This window comes from Virgibacillus sp. AGTR (genome assembly GCF_016919725.2).
GTDB classification, from domain to species: Bacteria; Bacillota; Bacilli; order Bacillales; family Amphibacillaceae; genus Virgibacillus; species Virgibacillus salarius.
The window spans coordinates 24,401-43,163 of sequence record NZ_JAJERH010000004.1; the positions used below are offsets into that span (position 1 = coordinate 24,401).

General features: G+C 40.5%; 18 protein-coding genes. 16 read left to right on the forward strand and 2 right to left on the reverse strand.

Going from position 1 to position 18,763, the window contains the following annotated elements; genetic code table 11:
• Positions 1 to 180 precede the first annotated feature (180 nt).
• Positions 181 to 525 carry a hypothetical protein gene (locus JUJ52_RS02835; RefSeq protein ID WP_228088668.1) on the forward strand — a complete coding sequence of 115 codons (345 nt, stop codon included), beginning with the start codon at positions 181 to 183 and terminating at the stop codon, positions 523 to 525.
• A gap of 174 nt (positions 526 to 699) precedes the next feature.
• Entirely contained in the window at positions 700 to 1,851 is a 1,152-nt protein-coding gene (gene tnpB, locus JUJ52_RS02840) for an IS200/IS605 family element RNA-guided endonuclease TnpB (protein WP_228088669.1), read from the forward strand.
• Between the two features lie 28 nt (positions 1,852 to 1,879).
• On the opposite strand, the gene JUJ52_RS02845 is transcribed toward tnpB, so the two are convergent.
• Positions 1,880 to 2,098, reverse strand: coding sequence for a hypothetical protein (locus tag JUJ52_RS02845; RefSeq protein WP_228088670.1), 219 nt, complete (start codon positions 2,096 to 2,098; stop codon positions 1,880 to 1,882).
• Between the two features lie 379 nt (positions 2,099 to 2,477).
• Between JUJ52_RS02845 and JUJ52_RS02850 the strand changes: the two genes are divergently transcribed.
• The 12 genes from JUJ52_RS02850 (at position 2,478) to JUJ52_RS02905 (ending at position 13,079) form a co-directional block, all read left to right on the forward strand.
• Entirely contained in the window at positions 2,478 to 3,122 is a 645-nt protein-coding gene (locus JUJ52_RS02850; protein ID WP_228088671.1) for a hypothetical protein, read from the forward strand.
• Positions 3,123 to 3,331: 209 nt separating this feature from the next.
• Entirely contained in the window at positions 3,332 to 3,916 is a 585-nt protein-coding gene (locus tag JUJ52_RS02855) for a replication/maintenance protein RepL (RefSeq protein WP_228088672.1), read from the forward strand.
• A 703-nt stretch (positions 3,917 to 4,619) separates the two neighbouring features.
• Positions 4,620 to 4,931: a hypothetical protein gene (locus JUJ52_RS02860; RefSeq protein WP_228088673.1), complete on the forward strand. Its 312-nt coding sequence runs from the start codon at positions 4,620 to 4,622 to the stop codon at positions 4,929 to 4,931.
• A gap of 2,346 nt (positions 4,932 to 7,277) precedes the next feature.
• On the forward strand, positions 7,278 to 7,688 hold the full coding sequence (locus JUJ52_RS02865; protein ID WP_228088674.1) for a hypothetical protein: 411 nt from the start codon (positions 7,278 to 7,280) through the stop codon (positions 7,686 to 7,688).
• 226 nt (positions 7,689 to 7,914) lie between these two features.
• The gene (locus JUJ52_RS02870) at positions 7,915 to 8,241 is read left to right on the forward strand and encodes a hypothetical protein (protein ID WP_228088675.1); all 327 of its coding nucleotides are present in this window, start codon (positions 7,915 to 7,917) and stop codon (positions 8,239 to 8,241) included.
• A 389-nt stretch (positions 8,242 to 8,630) separates the two neighbouring features.
• Positions 8,631 to 9,182, forward strand: coding sequence for a hypothetical protein (locus JUJ52_RS02875; RefSeq protein WP_228088676.1), 552 nt, complete (start codon positions 8,631 to 8,633; stop codon positions 9,180 to 9,182).
• Between the two features lie 62 nt (positions 9,183 to 9,244).
• Positions 9,245 to 9,736 (forward strand): macro domain-containing protein, encoded by a 492-nt coding sequence (locus tag JUJ52_RS02880; protein ID WP_228088677.1) that lies wholly within the window; start codon positions 9,245 to 9,247, stop codon positions 9,734 to 9,736.
• A 1,133-nt stretch (positions 9,737 to 10,869) separates the two neighbouring features.
• A complete protein-coding gene (locus JUJ52_RS02885) occupies positions 10,870 to 11,226 on the forward strand; it encodes a hypothetical protein (RefSeq protein WP_228088678.1) in 357 nt (118 codons plus the stop codon).
• Positions 11,227 to 11,426: 200 nt separating this feature from the next.
• Positions 11,427 to 11,975: a hypothetical protein gene (locus tag JUJ52_RS02890; protein WP_228088679.1), complete on the forward strand. Its 549-nt coding sequence runs from the start codon at positions 11,427 to 11,429 to the stop codon at positions 11,973 to 11,975.
• Between the two features lie 210 nt (positions 11,976 to 12,185).
• Positions 12,186 to 12,425: a hypothetical protein gene (locus tag JUJ52_RS02895; protein WP_228088680.1), complete on the forward strand. Its 240-nt coding sequence runs from the start codon at positions 12,186 to 12,188 to the stop codon at positions 12,423 to 12,425.
• Positions 12,426 to 12,444: 19 nt separating this feature from the next.
• Complete coding sequence (locus JUJ52_RS02900) at positions 12,445 to 12,804, forward strand: hypothetical protein (protein ID WP_228088681.1); 360 nt, start codon at positions 12,445 to 12,447, stop codon at positions 12,802 to 12,804.
• A gap of 17 nt (positions 12,805 to 12,821) precedes the next feature.
• Positions 12,822 to 13,079 (forward strand): hypothetical protein, encoded by a 258-nt coding sequence (locus JUJ52_RS02905; RefSeq protein WP_228088682.1) that lies wholly within the window; start codon positions 12,822 to 12,824, stop codon positions 13,077 to 13,079.
• Here the strand turns inward: JUJ52_RS02905 and JUJ52_RS02910 are convergent.
• Positions 13,053 to 15,032: a single-stranded-DNA-specific exonuclease RecJ gene (locus tag JUJ52_RS02910; protein ID WP_228088683.1), complete on the reverse strand. Its 1,980-nt coding sequence runs from the start codon at positions 15,030 to 15,032 to the stop codon at positions 13,053 to 13,055. The two genes, JUJ52_RS02905 and JUJ52_RS02910, sit on opposite strands and share 27 nt — an antisense overlap.
• Before the next feature lie 1,331 nt (positions 15,033 to 16,363).
• Here JUJ52_RS02910 and JUJ52_RS02915 point away from each other — a divergent pair.
• Positions 16,364 to 16,948 carry a helix-turn-helix domain-containing protein gene (locus JUJ52_RS02915; protein WP_228088684.1) on the forward strand — a complete coding sequence of 195 codons (585 nt, stop codon included), beginning with the start codon at positions 16,364 to 16,366 and terminating at the stop codon, positions 16,946 to 16,948.
• A 71-nt stretch (positions 16,949 to 17,019) separates the two neighbouring features.
• Positions 17,020 to 18,702 (forward strand): DNA primase family protein, encoded by a 1,683-nt coding sequence (locus JUJ52_RS02920; RefSeq protein WP_228088685.1) that lies wholly within the window; start codon positions 17,020 to 17,022, stop codon positions 18,700 to 18,702.
• The last annotated feature ends 61 nt before the right edge of the window (positions 18,703 to 18,763 follow it).

Below are 18,763 nucleotides of genomic sequence, written 5' to 3' on the forward strand. Positions count from 1 at the left end.
TATTACTAACACAGCGAAACCCTCTTTAATTAAAAGGGGGTTTTTCTTTTGTAACCAGGCGCCACGCAATTTACGCCTACGTAAAACCGCCTTAAAGGCCGTCGCGCCTAATGCGCAACCGAAAAAGCGAGTGACGATTCTACCTAAGAACGTGAAAAAAACGCAAAAGGAGTGTACATGATGGCCATAAAAGTAGTGATCGTAAAAGTAGACGAGGAAGAACTTGAAAGAAATAATCCAGATAGCAGCTTTGAAGAGGAAATGGGCTGGGTTGAAGAAAGCGGTCTTCACATGCAGAATTCTATTGATATCCCAATAGAAGCAGAAAACCATGACCCAATCGAAACAGCGTGGATTATGAGTGAGATCAATCAACAAATCGAACATCTCAAAGAATCCGATGAAATCACGGATATCACACCGGAAAACTATATCAAAATCGTAAAAGAAATCCAAGGTAACTACGAGCCCATTGAACAAGATATGATTTGGAAAATCAACGATATTTTGGGTGTCAAGCAGTAATCGCCAAAAAACTATGCTGAAATACGATTGCACCTCCCCGCTAAACTAGGGTAGAGATGCATCGTCCTTTTTTTTAGTATTTTTTCACTCGAACATTGAGCGATAATGCATTAAAACGCTGAATTATCAGTCGTTTAATATTATAATCACACTATAGAAAAGAGGTGAAATGACATGAACGTTCACAAAGCATACAAGTTTCGTATCTATCCGAATAAGTCTCAAGAAACGCTTATTATGAAAACAATCGGTTGTTCCCGTTTTGTATTTAATCATTTCTTGGCGAAATGGAATCACACGTATCAGGAGAAAGGGAAGGGTTTGACGTATAACACTTGTTCTTCACAATTACCCCAACTGAAAAAAGAGTTGAAATGGTTAAAAGAAGTGGATAGCGTTGCGCTTCAATCATCGCTAAAAAACTTAGCTGATTCGTATGCGCGTTTCTTTAAAATGCAAAACAAAGCGCCTCGGTTTAAATCTAAAAAGAATAACGTGCAATCTTATACAACGAAATGTACGAACGGCAATATTACGCTTATAGACAGCAAAATTAAGCTACCCAAACTAGGCTTAATCAAATTTGCGAAAAGTCGGGAGGTCGAAGGACGTATCATAAGCGCAACGATCCGACGCAATCCAAGCAATAAATATTTTGTCTCTATTTTAGTTGAGACCGATGTGCAATCCTTCGAAAAGACGGATTCCGTTGTTGGTATAGATGTAGGGCTAAAAGATTTCGCTATTTTGTCAGACGGAACAATACACAAGAATCCTAAGTATTTCCGCACATTAGAAAAGAAATTAGCAAAGGCTCAACGTGTTTTGTCAAGACGAAAAGAACTAGCGATAAAGCAAAAACGAAAATTGAGCGAAGCAAAAAACTATCAAAAACAAAAACGAAACGTTGCCCGCATTCATGAGAAGATCTCGAACAAGCGAGCGGACTACTTGCATAAAATTTCTACTGAAATTATCAAAAATCACGATATTATCGGTATTGAAGACTTGCAGGTGTCTAACATGCTTAAAAATCATAAATTAGCAAAAGTCATTAGCGAAGTGAGCTGGTCACAATTTAGATCCATGCTTGAATATAAAGCGGAATGGTACGGCAAGCAAGTCGTTGCAGTATCGAGAACATTCGCAAGTTCACAACTATGTTCGTGCTGTGGTTATCAACATAAAGACGTTAAGAATCTTGCATTGCGTGAATGGGATTGCCCACAATGCCATGCGCATCATGATCGAGATATTAACGCAAGTATAAATCTTAAAAACGAAGCCATGCGGCTTCTAACTGCGGGGACCGCAGGGATAGCCTAACGCATAACTTTCGGTTACGAAGGTGTTCTTAGGAATCTCCATCTTCATTTTTTGTCAAAAGTAAGGTGGAGTAGTTCAAAGTGGCCGTAGCATAAAGTAGGGATCGTTTATTAAATGTTTTATTTCTCATTTCACTTAATACAGGAACTAACGCTCCCAGCGATTTCCCTGTACCTACTGGTGCTTCAATAACCATCACGTTATCTGTATTGTCATCTTGGATAAAATTAGCAATATCCATTACCATTTGTATTTACGAAGTCCTTTTTGAAATTGATTTGTAATAGTTTGGTATCTTTTCTTCGAAGTATTTAAAAATCTCCTCGTACTTTTGAAATGGATAATCCGTTTTAAGTGATAGCAAAAAGAGCTAGGAGGTCCGTTGCTTATATCGTGCGTGTGTGGTGAGAGTGGTTTACGGTACGATATATGTATATAGGATAATGTCGCAAGGAGTATGCATTAAATGAAACACAATACGTGCATATAGTTCAATAAGGTATGTCATATTGAATGCGCAAAAGACCTAGCTACCCAATTCTCGTCGCAACCCAATAGAATAAACGATTAGTTACTTCTGATCCACCCCTTTTCTTCGGTGAGATTGCCGGAGAGAGGGTCTCTTTTTGTGTATCAGACCGGGGGATTTTCGGCAAAACCAGATAACCAAAAAGCTTTTCGGTCAGGTAATTGTGGACAACAAACCCACGGTTGCTATGCGCAACCCAGTGAAAAATCCGAAGCGAAAATCTTTAAAAAATAAGGAGCGATTAATTATGGCAGATTATCAATATATTGGATTAGCCGTATATATCAAAGAGAACGAAGAAAATATGGAGAAATTAAACGTTTTAGCAAGCGCGATTGGCATTTTACAATATCGAGTGGCGGATGTATCATTCGACCAAGAAAAATACCAAGATATTGTCGAGTCAGACGCTTTTCGATACCTGCATGACCACGATTACGTATGTTCTCCACACAACTCGGAAGTTCCAAGGAATACACCTGAAAAGTACATACGTGTGGCGGTAGATGGTGTGAACATCAAGGGTGTATCGATGTTAAAGATTTACGTACCGGCTGTTGCCAAAGACGAAGACCTTATCCGTTATTTTATCTATAACGCGCTACACCCCGTACTTATAAACATATTTCAAAATGATATAATGAGTATGAAAACCAAAGAAGGTATCGAATATGAGGACTTTCAGGACGGAAAAGAAACTATCTTAATACCTGTGAAAGATAAAGTAAAACAACCAGCCTAAACGCTAAACCGACAACCATTTCATAAGGTTGTTGGTTTTCTTTTTGGTATGACCTATGCAAATTATCGCATACCGTATGTCACAGGGGATATATACGTGCCATTATTTGCCCCGATATAATCGGGTCCGGTAAATCATAAAATACCTTGCAAATACGAACCTCAGGGGTAAAATAAATCAAAAAATAATAATTAGAAAGGATGAAATACATGAAACCCATCATCAAAGAAATTGCGGTCATGTTGGATCTAACCACCAACGCCAGGCTCAAAATTGTGACATATCTATTCGAAACACTAAGCACAAATGGTAATGTCCTGAAAATAACCATAAGAGAACTATCAGAGGTACTCAATGTCTGTACCAATACCGTTACTCTCACCCTTAAAAAACTAGAACAAGAAAATATTATCAAGCGTCGGACTGGTACGATTATGCTACATTCAGACATTCTAAGCCAGTGGGATACCGGCAGAAACCATGACGGGTCCGATCATGGCGTAAACATCAACATCCAGATGAATCAAAAGCATTATGGGATTGACCAGCATCCCAATCAAAAGAAACAATACGAAACCCGAGAAGAAAAACGCGAGACCGCGTTCACGGCACTTGTTCAACAAAAGAACGCCGAAACACTAAAAAAATACAAAAGCGAACTCAGTGAACGGGAAAAAGCCGTATGGAAACGAGAGAAGGCCTGTGATTTACAAGAGGCTTCTTTGATAGAAAAAGAAAAAAACTTACGACAATGGGAAAAAAGATTAGACGCCTTATTAGGATTGGAAGGATGAACCTTACCCCTTTAAATTATGCCAAAAGTGTTTTGATAAAGCAGAGCAGCCCACACTGTATCATACGGTGTGGGCTTTCTTTTTTACACGGTATGAATGAACACTTGTGCGTAAATTCAGTATGGTATACAGCACCGTCTGCAAGTGAAATGAAGTCGCATGGTATGTCACATGGGATAAAATCATGTATCTCCCTAAAACACTAAATTGGTAGTCGTTTCATCTGCTGTCATTCTTTTTTTGGTCAGCAGATCCATATTGTTTCAAATACCAGAACCCCCCCCTTATTTTGACAACGTTTCAAGTATGCTCCGTGAACTTTCTTATTGGTAAGCGCTTTGTACTACGATCATTATATTTTGATCAAAACGCAGTACACTTAATGGTTTGCAACAGACAGTAGGGAATCACACGCAATGTATCAATGCTAAATAGATTAAAAATGGAACAATCACTCCGATCACGCAGGTACTTTATAGAAAGGGTCACCATCGATAACCAATGAAAAACCAAAAACTGTCGCGATAACCCGCGCGACCGGGAAAAAGAATGACAGTAAGAGCTCACGGGTTTCAAGATATTGCAGATGATGTCATTTACATGGAGCTACCAAAAGACCAAGAGGAAATAGACCACGTATTTCAAAACAGCCGCTATATTAAACGGCTTTATGAAAAAAACTTAAGAACTAGGAGTGATTGATATGCTCAAATTTATCAAGAAATTATTCAACAAAAAGGAAATTGCAAGAATCAAGGAACTAGAAGTAGAAAACGAAAAACTAAAAAAAGAATTAGAAAAATTAAGCGAGTATGCTGCGGAAATGGAATATTGTATAGAGATGAATGAAAGGGAGGAAGAGCAACAAGAATTAGAAGCTACCACCGAAAAATGTTCTTGTGGTGGTCATCTGATACCCATGTACGAGGATCATCCTAATTGGATTACAATTTGCACTTCTTGTGATAAAAGAAGTGCAAATACTGATATGTCACCAATAAAAGAGCCTGCTTAAAAAACGACAAATACATAGCTTAAACCTACACTATTTCATATGGTGTAGGTTTTTCTTTTGATAGCATATAAACACATTATGTATTACATCATAAAACCCCATATATCAAACGATAAGGAGAATACCCCATAACCTTATCCGTAGATTCAAAAAATAAGAAGTATATTTGAAATATTTCATACGTATATCATCGGCATGCGATCTTGTTGAAAACCCGATGGTTATATCATGCATCATGAGGTGTGTACGAAATATCGCTCCATATGCAAATTGGTATGGGATGTCCTGGATGCGTTAGATATACGGTACTGTATGCATATATGCTGGGATACAATGTATGTATAAAATATGCAAGATATCAAGAATTATATAGCTATGCGTATATCGTGTCGTATTATATATCGCATAGTGTATCACGAAGAGTACTCTTATTAATATGCGCATGATGTGCCACATGAAATAAGTATATTGTTTGATATATTATGCATATAAAGGTTATGAATATATCGTGTGATATGTAATGTGCATATCATATGGCATTAAATATTAATGGTGTAACATTGCGTATATCATGCGGATAATATGCGTATAATATAACGCATGGTATATAGATAATTATAAGTGTGGAATATGACATGATATAATTATCCTGAAAATACTTCTTTTTTTGTAACACCAGACCGGTATTTGATTCGAAGTACCAGACAACTATCACCTTGATCCAAAAACCCCGAACAGCTTTCTTGTCAGCAGTTGCTGCGCATTTCGGAGCGGGTCCCGCCTTCCGATCGGTGGTGTTTCTCGACTCTCTCCCTTCGGTCGTATAACCGCTCCCGGAAGCCCGCTCCGAATTCACGCAAAAGGGCCATCTAATCAAGAGAAGCCAGTGCTTTTCGCGTGGGTCCCGCGTCGGTCGGTGGTGCTTCTTGACTCTCTCGCTACGCTCGTATAACCGCTCCCTCCTTCCCACACGAAAAGCACTGAAACACCCTTCTTACAAAAAGCGCGGAGCCTCCCTTCGTCCGGTGGTTTTTCCTGACTTTTTCAGCTCGTCCCTCTTTATTCAAATCGGTACGTACAGAAAACGATTTTTTGACATACAACCGCCTCCCTCAGTCCACGCTGTTTGACGAAGTGTGAATTTCTTGAAGGTCTTTTCTTGACGCTCCACATTCGTTTCGCTACCACTTTTTTGACAACTTCCCCTACACGATTTTTTTGCAGCTCCTCCCACGAAATCTGAAGTGTAGCACGTTTACCGTTCAGCTCTATACGTTCGAATTCCAGCACGAAACCCGCCCCGAAAAACGAAGCTATTTTGGGGTAACCGGGGCGAAATACGCGCCAGGAACCTCCCACTATGCCGTCATACACGTTTTCTGTCCGCAAGGGGTCGGCATAGTCGGGCGACCGCATAACGGCGCGGTTTATCGGGGGTGGACTATGCGGCATAGTCGGTATGTCTCTCGTCCCGATGTAGTCTGAACGTTGTCGCGCCGGGGTTTCGCGCGGTGTTTGACATCCCTGACTTATTTTCGTGACGTGTAGGGGAAAGAGCATAAGGGGGACGTATGACAAGCCTCGCTTCGCTCGTTTGTCAGTCAGCATAGCTGACCGTCCCCCTTACTGCGATTTATGAACGCTTACGCGTCCATAAATCTTGCCCCTTCGGGGTGCTCATTCGAAAGCTCCTATTCGTCGCTTTCTATTTAATAATCATTCCTGCTCTCCTCCAGCGATCCATCGGGATCACTGGTTACGTTTCGGTAAAAATAAGGGCTTCACCTAGTCCGTATTCCCGCAAAACGCCCGCGCCTTTTACGTACATACGTAATAAACAAATCGGTACACACACCTGTCAGAAATACCGGACCGACATGCCTATACATGTCTGCTTCGAAGAACATATTCGGTGTGTGAAAAGGACCAAATACCAAACGAAAATACTTGCGTATTTTTATAAAAAAAACAGCCATTGTGCATACACAATGGCCAATAAACAGAATAAATCAGAACAAAAAAAGGAGGTGGGAATCATTCTATCCTCCCTCAAGCGAATCATAAAACCAAAAAATATGATCAATTGTTTAACATATTTTCGCAAAATAACTAGTATAATCCAAATTTTATGTTAGAATAAGAACGTGTGTTCCTGTTTTACAATAACAAAAAATAGCATAGGAACAACTTCAAAAATGCTTGTACGACCATTTCCTTACACGGCGTATCATGTAAAACCGCCTGACCCTCTAAACCACTAAAAGCCAGATAAGACATGTCGCTGACATGTCCAATAAACGAAACGAGTAAAAATTAATTCGTATTGTATACATAGGAGTGATAGAGATGGATATAGAAACAATCAAACAAATGGAAGTTATTTACTTTCTAGACCGCAACGCATGGAATGTCAACGACCCTGAGGCTCTTATCGTTGAAATGGAAATCATCGAAGAAGATGGTCAGTTACTCGCATACGCCGAACAGGGGCATATTACCCTCCAGTTCGAGTTAACCGATGACCTTGTCGCTCAGGTGACAGAAGGTAAACGCAAATACCTGTTTGAAACGAGAAAAGAAGCCCGGGCACATTACAATGATGAACTCCGAAAAGAAGTACAAGTAATTCGCGACATGCCAAAAACCACCCTACTTCGGCAATTCTTCGATGAATGGAAAGGGGAATGCTTTCACGACATCGAGATTATTAACGCCATGAAAGCAAAAATCAAGAATGAGTTCGGTGTAGATGTTTAAACCAACCCGATAAACCAACACGCAGCGAAATTCCGCTGCGTGTTTTTTTCTAAGACGAGATAAAATACATGATTTCATAAGGCACATAGTCACAAATAGAATCTTCCACTCTCACTCTCAAAAGTGCATGACATATGGCGCTATCCTCCAGTTTGTTTCAAGATAGAGCAGATCTGGTACAGGTTAGTCTTGGTCTGATGTCGAGGCAAACAAAGAAATTGCTGTAATGGATCACTATCGTCAGAGAATCAACAAATACAGTTTATTTCCAAGCAAAAAGGAATTAGCGCTTGAGAAACAGCTTTATCAAAAACAAAGCAAAAGTAAAAAAGATGACGTTCGTCAATACGCTGAAACGCGCAGACAAAGGCTTAGCATATACAACAAGCAAGAAGAACACATGGTAGCAAAAGAGATCGCTGATTGGAAACAAGCACAGTACGGCGGTGAAAATGAATACGATACGATGGTTGCCAAGTACAAAAATCGCACTATCCCTGCGATCAAAAACATCATCGACGAAGCAAAAAAGCAACCTAACTACAACGCGTAATTAAAAAACTAAAACACATGACGAATGATCGTTATGTGTTTTTTTGTGTGATTTTGTTTATGAATTTTTTAAATAAGGCTTCGCCCGATAAAAAATATAATATAAAAAAACAATATACATAATAGAGGTGTTAATACGCGATTACTTAAAGGGCACTTATGGGGAAATAGCCATTCATCCCCCAAAATACTAGAAGGAAACACTAAGGATAAAAATCAACACCGTTATTCCATATTTTGCATACAAAATGAAAATGCCATACGGCCTATTTGAACGAAACGGTCATAAATACCAAGCCATCGGAACGTATTGTTTTCCGTTTGCAATACGACATCTCAAGAAAATAGATTAACGCTCATTTTTTGCGACATAGGAAAGGGGGAAATCTAATGAAAAAGACCCTACGCTTCACGTACGACCCACTAACACTCATGCGGCTCACGATGGACATGTTCGCAGAAGAATTGGAAGGAAAGCACACAAAAGCCATACAATTCGCTCGGTACGAATACCTTCGCACTATGACTAACGACGAACTGATCGCTCTATTGGAGCGTTACATGAAGGAACAAAACCTGGATGCCATTACGCTCAAAGACTGGCGTAAAGATTGCGGGTGCCTGTTCCAATATATCTACGAATCCGACCGTTATAAAACACTGGAATTCAAATTTAACAAGCAGGGGTACGGCTATACTGGTATGGGTGTCGTAGACACATCGGACAATACGTTTTATCATTGTGGTTTCACCCAACACTGGCCGACCATCATGGGAATCATTGAAACGAAATACCCGGACCTTCATCAAGCACTCAATGCCATGTACTTACATGATACACTAGACGAATACGACGGTGTATCCCGTAAAGAGCTAGATGACTTTATCACGAACCGGTTTGAGCTCATCGGCGGATATAAGCCGATTCATGATTACATGTGATAAAGAGTACGGGTACTGTCCAATAAATACAGTAATAACCCATTCCAAAGGAGTGTCTATTCATGCCAATTACTATCAAAAACGGAACCATTCTTCATGCAGACGAGCATATCATCGCCCACCAGGTCAACGGACTTGGCGTTATGGGTGGCGGTGTCGCTCGTCAAATAAAACAGGCCTATCCGGGCGTATTCAGAAGATATAAAACCTTTGTAGATAATCACAGCTCTCCCGAGGAACTACTCGGCCGGAACCTAATGATTGTGACTGACGGAAAACCCGTATACCAATACGATCCATCAGATGGAGCCAAAATTATCAGTAACCTGTTCGGGCAGGCGCGCATCAGTACGTCACAAAAGCAAACAAGCGAAGAAGCACTTAAAAAGGCACTTGAGCACCTAGTGGAATTTGCCAAAATGGATAATTTATCAGTCGCTATGCCTTACGGTATTGGTTGCGGTCTCGGTGGAGGTAATTGGAACGAGATCCGGGTCATCATAGAGGACGTCTTTGGGAATTATCCCGTGACGCTATATCGTTACACAGAGTAAATAACACATTTATTAAAAAAAGGAGAATCGCAATGTCTCACGAAACGAAACGTCTAACCAACGCTGAACTAATGCAAATACACGAACGTACGGAAAAAGCTACGGAGGGTCCGTGGTGAATCGGAAAACAGTCACCAAACGGTGCAAATAACGTAGGAACTCTAAGCGGGTTACTGACTGCACAAACAACGAACAGTGAAAACGCAGTCTTCATCGCAAGCGCCCGGACTGATATTCCGAAATTGCTCTTGCATATCACTCAACAAGAGATTGAAATTGATACCATTCAAGAATACAAGTCCACTATACGAAATATGGATGCTCTTGCTGATTCCATTAGATACGGTGTGACACAAACGCCTTCGAGTACAACATATGTCGTGGACGAAATTGTCCGACTGATATCGGAGTTAGAAGAAAAAGTGGGCGATATAACATAAGAAAAGTGAACCGTGCAACATTCGAACAGCCTCAAATACACCACCTCCTTCCTCTCACTAAGTATATTATGGAAAAAAGGAATGTTCATTATTTCCCTATCCGCAGAACGATATGAGAATCAAACAAAATCAAAACTAAATACAAAGGAGGCGGTACACTATGGGATTCCTTAGTAATACCGACAGTCACATCATAGCTCTAATCATCGGAGCACTTATGCTTCTAGGGAGCTTTGCCACAATTGGTAATGGAAGCGCATCAAAATTCGACCACGACTTTGCCCTGATCCTACTTATTACGGGTGTTATATGTCTCGGATTCGGACTTGGACTTATTGACCTGTCGCAGTTGAAGGATCTATGGCCGAGAAACGAATAAATATGTATATTACATATTACGTAATACGGAATACAAAACTTATTTTGTATGTTTTATATGAAGGAGGTGATTTTGATTGTCTTTCTTAGACAGAATCGCGGACCCATTCAATCGAAAACCCGGCTATACGTTCTGGGATTTCATACGCGGAGCCGATCACCGATGTACGAAATGCAATAAATACGTCCATCGTGACAATTACACCCGGGACTTAAAAATTTGTGACAACTGTGGCATTTTGGGAACCCTCAGAAACGAACTCAAAAAAACCTGTGAACCGGAACATCTTCCGAAAAAATAAAGAAGGGAGTTGCATGGCCATGCCTGCGACTATCGACAAACTGAGCATCCGTAAACACGGAACCAATGAAAAACTTGATCGACGCATCAAACTGACGACCGACGACAAAGAAGCTATCCGGACTCAGTACTTCAACGCCCATGAGGGTGAACGTCCCACCATGACATCGCTCGCCGCCAAATATAACGTTGATCGCCGATTAATTCAATTCATACTGTTCCCCGAACGGGAAGACCTCCAAAAAAAACAGGCGAGTCTTAGGCAAAAAGACGGACGGTATTACAACAAGGAAAAAGGCCGAAAAAATATGCAAGAATACCGTGATTACAAGCGCAAACTCGTCAAGGATGGGAAACTCAAGTCGTCTTAGAGAAACGAGAACTATTGAATTAAATATAAAAAAAAGAACCGAATAATGGTTGAAGAGCCAATACGAACAACAAAAACCCAATACTAGGAAAAGATAGACAGGCCCAGGACATGCTTTTTTATTTTCAAAACAATCCGTCCCGTCAGCAAAATAAACGATAAATCACATGCTATTCAATTTCACAAAAAGGGGCGGAACATATGCAAAAATCAAAAATCCACATCGGTTTCACTGGTCACAGACCGAACAAACTTGGAGGATACGACCTCACGGTAGATGGATACATACATCTGCAGGAGGACCTCGAAACGTACATCAAACGGAATCTTGACGTGTTCGATGTAGTTGTCGGTCATTCGGGACTTGCACTTGGAGGCGACACGGTCTGGTCGAAAGCGATTCTTGCTATGAAAGAAAAATATCCTGGACGAGTGCTGTTTCACGCAGAAATTCCGATGATGGAACAGGCGAGTGCGTGGTTCAAGCAGTCCGACATTGATTTTTGGCATGAACAGGTTGAGCGCGCTGATTTCACATCGGTATACGGATCGCTAGAAAGCGTTGAGGAACACAAACGCCGAGCGCTCGCCGCGAAATTCTTGAATCTACGGAACGAAGGCATGCTTGGTCACTCTGACGTGCTTCTCGCGCTTCACAACGGGACATCTGGCGGAACTGGGAACGCAGTGGAATACGCCAAAAAAATCAATCTTGTGACCCACACAGTTCATCCGAACGTCTATTTCTGACGTTCGGCTTTCTGTTTTATCTATTTCCAACTGGACACAGAATACGACACAAGGAGAGAAATAATCAATGACAATAACTTATATATCTACTACTTATTGCATTTTTAATAGGGTTTAGATTAGGTGAGGCATACATTTTAAAAGGATTAACTCTCAGGGGTGAGTAGTTATATCATGAGGGAGATTATCAAAAGTCTCGGATGATTGATGGTGTCTTGGAAAGATACAAAAATGAGATGTGAAGCAAGGAGGGATTTTAAAAAGGTAACGATTGAAGGAAATAAGAAATCTGTAATTATTACTGTCTTAGAAGGAGTAGGAAATGGTTATAAAGGGCTAAGTGCCAGCATATCTAAAGAAGTTCTTGTTAATAAGCTAATTCAAGAAGGCGTATTGGAAGATGGCGAATCAGTGCATTTTGATGAACACTCCGACAGTATAACGACCTAACTTAAAAGGAGGCATTTCTATGAATATCAAAGAATTTGCGGGTGTAAACGCCTTAAATGAAAAGTCAAACGGTGAAAAGATGTCACACGAAGAATTATTCACCAAAGTTGTCAACGGTATTGGGCTGGAAGTTTGTGAGAATTATATGCCCGTACCAATAGAAGAATTGCGCAACGCCTTAGAAAAAGACCCCCACCTAAATAACATTAAACTCAAAAAGTGGGATAATATGCACGGAGTGTTCCGTCACACCTTCTCCCGTATCAACGTCAACCGCCTCACCATGAGCGATATAAACTGTACGCTTAAACAGGCAGCGCGTATGCTTGTCGAAAGAGACTATCCGAGAGTAACCACCATAAAACTTATTACAACATAAACAAAGGCGGGGATCGCATGACTAAACCAATAAGTATAAACGGAACTCTGTGGCGTTGTATAGACGAACACATGAAAGAATTTGGCATGACATGTATCGTCATCGACGGGGAAGTTCGCCCGGATTATAACGGTGATAATGACATTAAAATAAAATACGAGGACGATTCCATCGCCTTCATGAAATTCAGACGGTTTGCAACGCGTTTTAAACGCATCAAACCAACCGACAAAGGGGCGAATAAGCAATCACGCTGTCGCCCCTTCTTTTTTTGATTCATCTAATGGCGTAATGTCACAAACATCCGTGGCGATAAGCTGAAGGGATTCATCTCCATTAAATCGATTGATACCGAGCGTTCCTGTGACGACAAACATCCGATCATCTGGTGCTGGGTTTCCTTCCTTATCCGTTTCGACTGGTTCGGGTCTTGCGAACAACTTGGCCCCATTCCATTGAATCACGGTAAGCCCATTCGATAACATCAACTTTGCATGTTGTTTTTCGGCACCCATATAAAAAATACGCGACACATCCTGCATCGCAATAGCGACGCTAAACGATGGTCTTGGGAATCCGTTTCCGAACGGCTCTAATTGCTCAAAAAACCGCACCGCATCCCAAAGTGTCTGATTCGTGAATACCGATGTATTTCTGTGAAGGGGAACCACTTCGCTTTTATGTGTGGCACCACCCTGCATTAAACGGTCATATGCATCGGTCGTAAGGACGTATTCTCCATTAAATGCTGACGATTCTTCCTGGTGAGTCATCTGTTCAGCCATGACAGCTATAAACCGGCTTGTAAACACAGCTCTGAACTGATCATACTTCTCCGCTCGGATGGTGATCCCGGCAGCTTGAGCATGACCGCCCCATTTCTCAATCAATCCCGGATATGCTGTATCAATATCAGTTAAAAACCCGTGAAGGTCAAACGTTTCGGGAGAACGAGCAGAACCGGTTAAGAATTGCCTGCCCGTTATATCGACATTGATTCGGTCATGTTTATTCTGTGACATCCCTTCGTCTAAACCAAAAGCAATGCTTGGGAGACCGAACTTTTTTGTGAAATTTCCGGAAAGAAGCCCTGCAATCCCTTCACGCATCCGTGCATTGAAAATCATATAATCAAGTGGTCTGCCCCCATGTTCTTTCATATAGGAGAAGAGCGCTGTCGTAAGCATTTGTACGTATACTTTGCGCTGTTCATTAATCACAAACAAATCATCGCTCGGGAATGAACGCCGCGTATCCGCGATGTCGCTTCGTTTCGATTGAAACAATTGGAATGAGAGTTCGCTCTCCCCCATCATTCGCCGTGGACTGTTCAACATCGGGCCGATAATAAAACCAAACGTATCGGCATCTATGCCATATTTCAGCTTTCCGTGCTGGTTGAGTGTCGTCACAAGCAAATCCACACCCCGATAATACTGATGAAGCGGTGTGTCATCATAACCAAGAACACGTCCCACACTGTACCCCTCAATGAAATAGGTCAACATTCTTACGGATTCCTTGACGTAATAACGATTTTCATTGACTAAAGGCATCACATCACTAATGGTCGAAATACCAACGAGAAGCACTAGAGAATGAAAATCATGCCACACATCCGGGTTCTTCACATACTTGTGTGCATACGCAGCAAGCGTTTTATAAATGACTGCTGTACCACTAATGTGTGTGAACGGGTACGTATTATCGCCATGACCATTTGGATTAACAACAGCATCTGCACAAGGCGGGTGTTCCGCCAGGTGATGGTCCGTAACCAAGACTATTAATCCCTTCTCTTTCGCATACAAAACACCATCGTGTGCGTTACTGCCGTTATCAGTGGTTACAATGACCGATATATCGGGCCGTGCTTGCAACACGTTGTCTATGCTCTTCTTCGACAACCCGTACCCGTCACGTGTCTTTGGAGGGTAAAGATAAGCATCTCCGAATCCGAACAGGGATAAACCAACACGCGCAAGCGTACCAGAAAGCACACCATCCGCATCATAGTCTGGAATGATAGCAATAGAATGCCCCTTCACGCTATGCAAAACGTCAATCCACCTGCCGACACCCTTTAATAGAAACGGATCGTGCTGGTGGGTTTCGTTCGGATTTAATAAGTATGTAACGTCCTGTGTTGTGAGATCACGTCTATGTAAAAAAGAATGAATAATTGGATTTTGCATTTGCTGTGTAAGTATGATCTGTGTTTGCGTCATGATATTGACACCCACCTCTCTTACCTTTCCTATGTATCGGTTCCGTTCATAGGTAACTGTAATATTTTGGTAAATATATTATATCACATTAAAACCGCTGTGTATACAGTGTTATTATTATAAAAGGATATACTTCATTAAGACTTCTATTGCAGTATTGAATTTGAAATAATACAGGGTAACCAATGCGAAAAACCGTATTTAGAACATGATTTATCAAGACAACTGTTTCACGATTTTAGGGCAGTTCTAAATACCGATAAAGATAGAGAAGATGAAAAAACTATTAGAAAATATCTCCATTATCAGAAGTAAGATGATTGTACGAAAAAAACATCTAAACCAAACACTTCACGCATTCTATGGGAATTCCATTTCATGGGGTGTTTTTTATTTCATTTACCAAGTCACGCATCTACATCGCCTGTTGGACAATTGCTTGATTTTATAAAATGTTCCTCCGTTCCTCATTTTTTTGAGAAAACTTTATATGCGTGACATACTGCTATTATATATTTTTTATTATAGTCTTTAATTAAAAGAAGTAGGAACAAAGGAACATAAACGTGTGACCTATTGGTATAGAAGGGTTTAGTTGTACCTTTTTGCTAAAAATATGCAGGGACATTTGAGGAACATTTTAGGGTAAAAAGGAACAAAGTTCCAAAAAACACTTGCATATATGCAAAACGAATCATTTGTTCGCGTGACCTTAGAGGAGCGGAAAGCCTTAAAACTACTTGCATGTATGCAAAATCGACCTCAAAAAAGGAACATATCGACAAAAAAGGAACATTATATGGGAAAAAGGAACAAAAACAGGAACAAAAAAGACCTCATAATATACAATCATATGTTCGTTTTACTGCTTATTTGTTTAACATTTGGAAATATAAATGGGTGTGGTAGGTATATATCGATGTGGAATATACAGCAATAAATGAATTACTATGTCCTTTTCTTATTAAAGGAAGGAACAAAGGAACATAACCAACTAAACACTTAAATCGAAAGGGTTTAGTTGTACCTATTTTATACAATCAAACAGTCACACATAAGTTGAAAACGAAACGTCTTCACGCCACTCATAAGACCTTCAATGCAGGATTTACGGTAACCATTCGCCATGTAATATCCAGAAAAAGCAACATACACCAAAAAATAAAAATGTCAACCCCGATATAGGAAAATACTTGCACATTTGTGAAAGATTTTTTATAAAATTTTTTTGCAATACTTTCTCCCACCTCTATATACTGGGCATGGGGTGAGATAAATTACCACATTTAACCATACAGACGAATCGGAAAGTGATGAAGGAGGGAATCTATATGTCAGTAATCGACAGTGTAAAAGCAAAACAAATATCCTTATATGACATGCGCCTATCTTCCAGAATAACCGGATCGGTTGTCGCCCAGTTTTGCAGGACAACCTACCGCTCTCTTCGGAACTGGGAAAAAGGAACGACAATACCTAACATCGTGAATGTGCATGACTTACTGCAGATTTACGACCATTCGTTTTACGACCTAGACCTTACACTTTACACCGCACGAAAAGATCGTACCTCCATACAACAAAGAATAGACAACGCGTTACAGAACAAAATGCAGGTGGGTAAACCAATAACTAATCTTTCGTTGCAAGACATGCGTCAACATTGCGGATATTCTGGTGCTGCAGTCGCAGAAATCTGCGAAGTATCGTATCGTTCTATTCGAAATTGGGAAACGGGAGCATTCATCCCGAATGTAATTCATGCAAACGACCTGCTCACGCTTTACGGTTATGCATTTTATGACCTTGACTTGACACCGTTTTATACCATGTTGGAAACACGTTTAAAAAGAAAGGGGGAACGGACCGTACAGATGATAGATAACCTATTTACGGATAAAACAATTTTAAAGTAAGAACTAGAAATATAGAAGAAAACACCAAACAATAACACGGAAAAGCGATAAGAAAGGAGACGGAACGAACGATGTCAACTGCTACTGTTACTGCCATAAAACTACCATCACTTCCAAAAGGAATTTATATACCTGATTATCTAGCAGACTATTTGATCTCTTACCTATCAGGCGTGACTGTACCTGATGGTATCGATATGACGTTTCTATTAGATCTCGGTATCGGCGCATTAAAAGCCAAAATTAAAAGCGTAGAAGAATTTAACTTAACGTATAAATCGGGAAAAAAGCGAATCCCAGATAAATTAACGTTTGATGAAGTGGCCATCATCCTGATGACCTTGTTCATATTCAAAAACATACAAATGACCGATCGGACAGACGACACATTGCTCGGTATTTACATTAACGAAAAATCGTCAGATAAATATGGTACGTATGTCACCAACACCAAATACATGTATGAAATCATGGAACGAATTGTACCCAATTTCAAAAACAAGGATATGCAGGACGTCCTGGATAAGATTGAACGATCAGCTCCGACAATCGAACAAACGAAAGACCGGCATTTATTTGTTGTAAAAAATGGCATCTACGATCAACGAGCTGGAAAATTGCTAGATTTCAGCCCTGAATACGTCTACCTAACGAAAATTCCTGTGGATTATATTGACAATCCGATTAATCCAGTTCTTACTGCACCAGACGGCTATCAATGGGATGTAGAATCATGGATCAAGGAGTTAGCTGTCGATGATGACGCCGCAACACTCATATGGCAAGTCATCGCTGATTGTTTACAACCACACTATTCTCGTTATAAATCCATCTGGTTTTATTCTGAAAAAGGAAACAATGGAAAAGGGACCATCGGACAACTCATCAAGAACCTGCTCGGAAAAGGAAATTACGCGTCATTATCCGTTGCGGATTTCAACCATGAATTTTTAAAAGAAACCTTGGTGGGATCTGCCGCCAACATATCAGATGAAAACGACGTAAACGTCTTTATTGACTCAATTAAAGACTATAAGGCAAGTGTTACGGGTGATGACATCAACATTAACCGAAAATACGAAAAACCACTACGAATTCAATTTCTAGGCACAAACATCCAAATGATGAACGGCCTACCAAAGACGAAAGATAAATCCGATTCTTTTTACCGTAGACTTATCATTGTACCGTTCCTGAAATCCTTCACGAACAATGGTGAACGAAAATACATCAAGACCGACTACATCCATGAAACCGCCGTCCTGCAATACGTTTTATTCAAAGCATTAAACATGGAATTCGACGAGTACATCACACCACAAAGCTCTGCAGTTCTGTTGGAATCGTACAAAGAGAAAAACAACCCTGTTCTGGAATTCTGGAACGAGCTCCGTGAAGAATTCGTGTGGGATTTACTACCAACACAGTTCTTGTATGACTTATTCGTCAAATGGTTCGACATTAATAATCCAAGCGGTAAAGTTATGTCCAAGCGAGCATTTAGCGACACCTTAACCAACGTAATTTACACGTTGGAAGACCCATGGGAACCGAAAACAGGTCAAAACGATAAAGTCCGCTCAGATAAACGAATGGACGCAGACGAACCCCTTATTACGCAATATGGACTTGATAAGCCAGATAGGGGTGGAAATCTGACTAGTTGGGTGGATCCTTCATATAACGGATCAATCGACCAGAAAAAGCGAGATTTTCCGCGTAAGAAGACATATAGAGGATTCCTTCGATTATAAACACAAACGGTGCGTCATACCGTTATGAGATGACGCACCTTTATATTTATTACGTATGAAC

Excerpts from the sequence above, each read along its gene's own strand:
- JUJ52_RS02885 (WP_228088678.1), top strand. The coding sequence starts at position 10,870 with ATGGCCATGCCTGCGACTATCGACAAACTGAGCATCCGTAAACACGGA.
- JUJ52_RS02910 (WP_228088683.1), bottom strand. The coding sequence starts at position 15,032 with ATGACGCAAACACAGATCATACTTACACAGCAAATGCAAAATCCAATT.
- JUJ52_RS02915 (WP_228088684.1), top strand. The coding sequence starts at position 16,364 with ATGTCAGTAATCGACAGTGTAAAAGCAAAACAAATATCCTTATATGAC.
- JUJ52_RS02880 (WP_228088677.1), top strand. The coding sequence starts at position 9,245 with ATGCCAATTACTATCAAAAACGGAACCATTCTTCATGCAGACGAGCAT.
- JUJ52_RS02905 (WP_228088682.1), top strand. The coding sequence starts at position 12,822 with ATGACTAAACCAATAAGTATAAACGGAACTCTGTGGCGTTGTATAGAC.
- JUJ52_RS02870 (WP_228088675.1), top strand. The coding sequence starts at position 7,915 with ATGGATCACTATCGTCAGAGAATCAACAAATACAGTTTATTTCCAAGC.
- JUJ52_RS02855 (WP_228088672.1), top strand. The coding sequence starts at position 3,332 with ATGAAACCCATCATCAAAGAAATTGCGGTCATGTTGGATCTAACCACC.
- JUJ52_RS02900 (WP_228088681.1), top strand. The coding sequence starts at position 12,445 with ATGAATATCAAAGAATTTGCGGGTGTAAACGCCTTAAATGAAAAGTCA.
- JUJ52_RS02835 (WP_228088668.1), top strand. The coding sequence starts at position 181 with ATGGCCATAAAAGTAGTGATCGTAAAAGTAGACGAGGAAGAACTTGAA.
- JUJ52_RS02845 (WP_228088670.1), bottom strand. The coding sequence starts at position 2,098 with ATGGTAATGGATATTGCTAATTTTATCCAAGATGACAATACAGATAAC.
- JUJ52_RS02920 (WP_228088685.1), top strand. The coding sequence starts at position 17,020 with ATGTCAACTGCTACTGTTACTGCCATAAAACTACCATCACTTCCAAAA.
- JUJ52_RS02890 (WP_228088679.1), top strand. The coding sequence starts at position 11,427 with ATGCAAAAATCAAAAATCCACATCGGTTTCACTGGTCACAGACCGAAC.
- tnpB (WP_228088669.1), top strand. The coding sequence starts at position 700 with ATGAACGTTCACAAAGCATACAAGTTTCGTATCTATCCGAATAAGTCT.
- JUJ52_RS02860 (WP_228088673.1), top strand. The coding sequence starts at position 4,620 with ATGCTCAAATTTATCAAGAAATTATTCAACAAAAAGGAAATTGCAAGA.
- JUJ52_RS02875 (WP_228088676.1), top strand. The coding sequence starts at position 8,631 with ATGAAAAAGACCCTACGCTTCACGTACGACCCACTAACACTCATGCGG.
- JUJ52_RS02865 (WP_228088674.1), top strand. The coding sequence starts at position 7,278 with ATGGATATAGAAACAATCAAACAAATGGAAGTTATTTACTTTCTAGAC.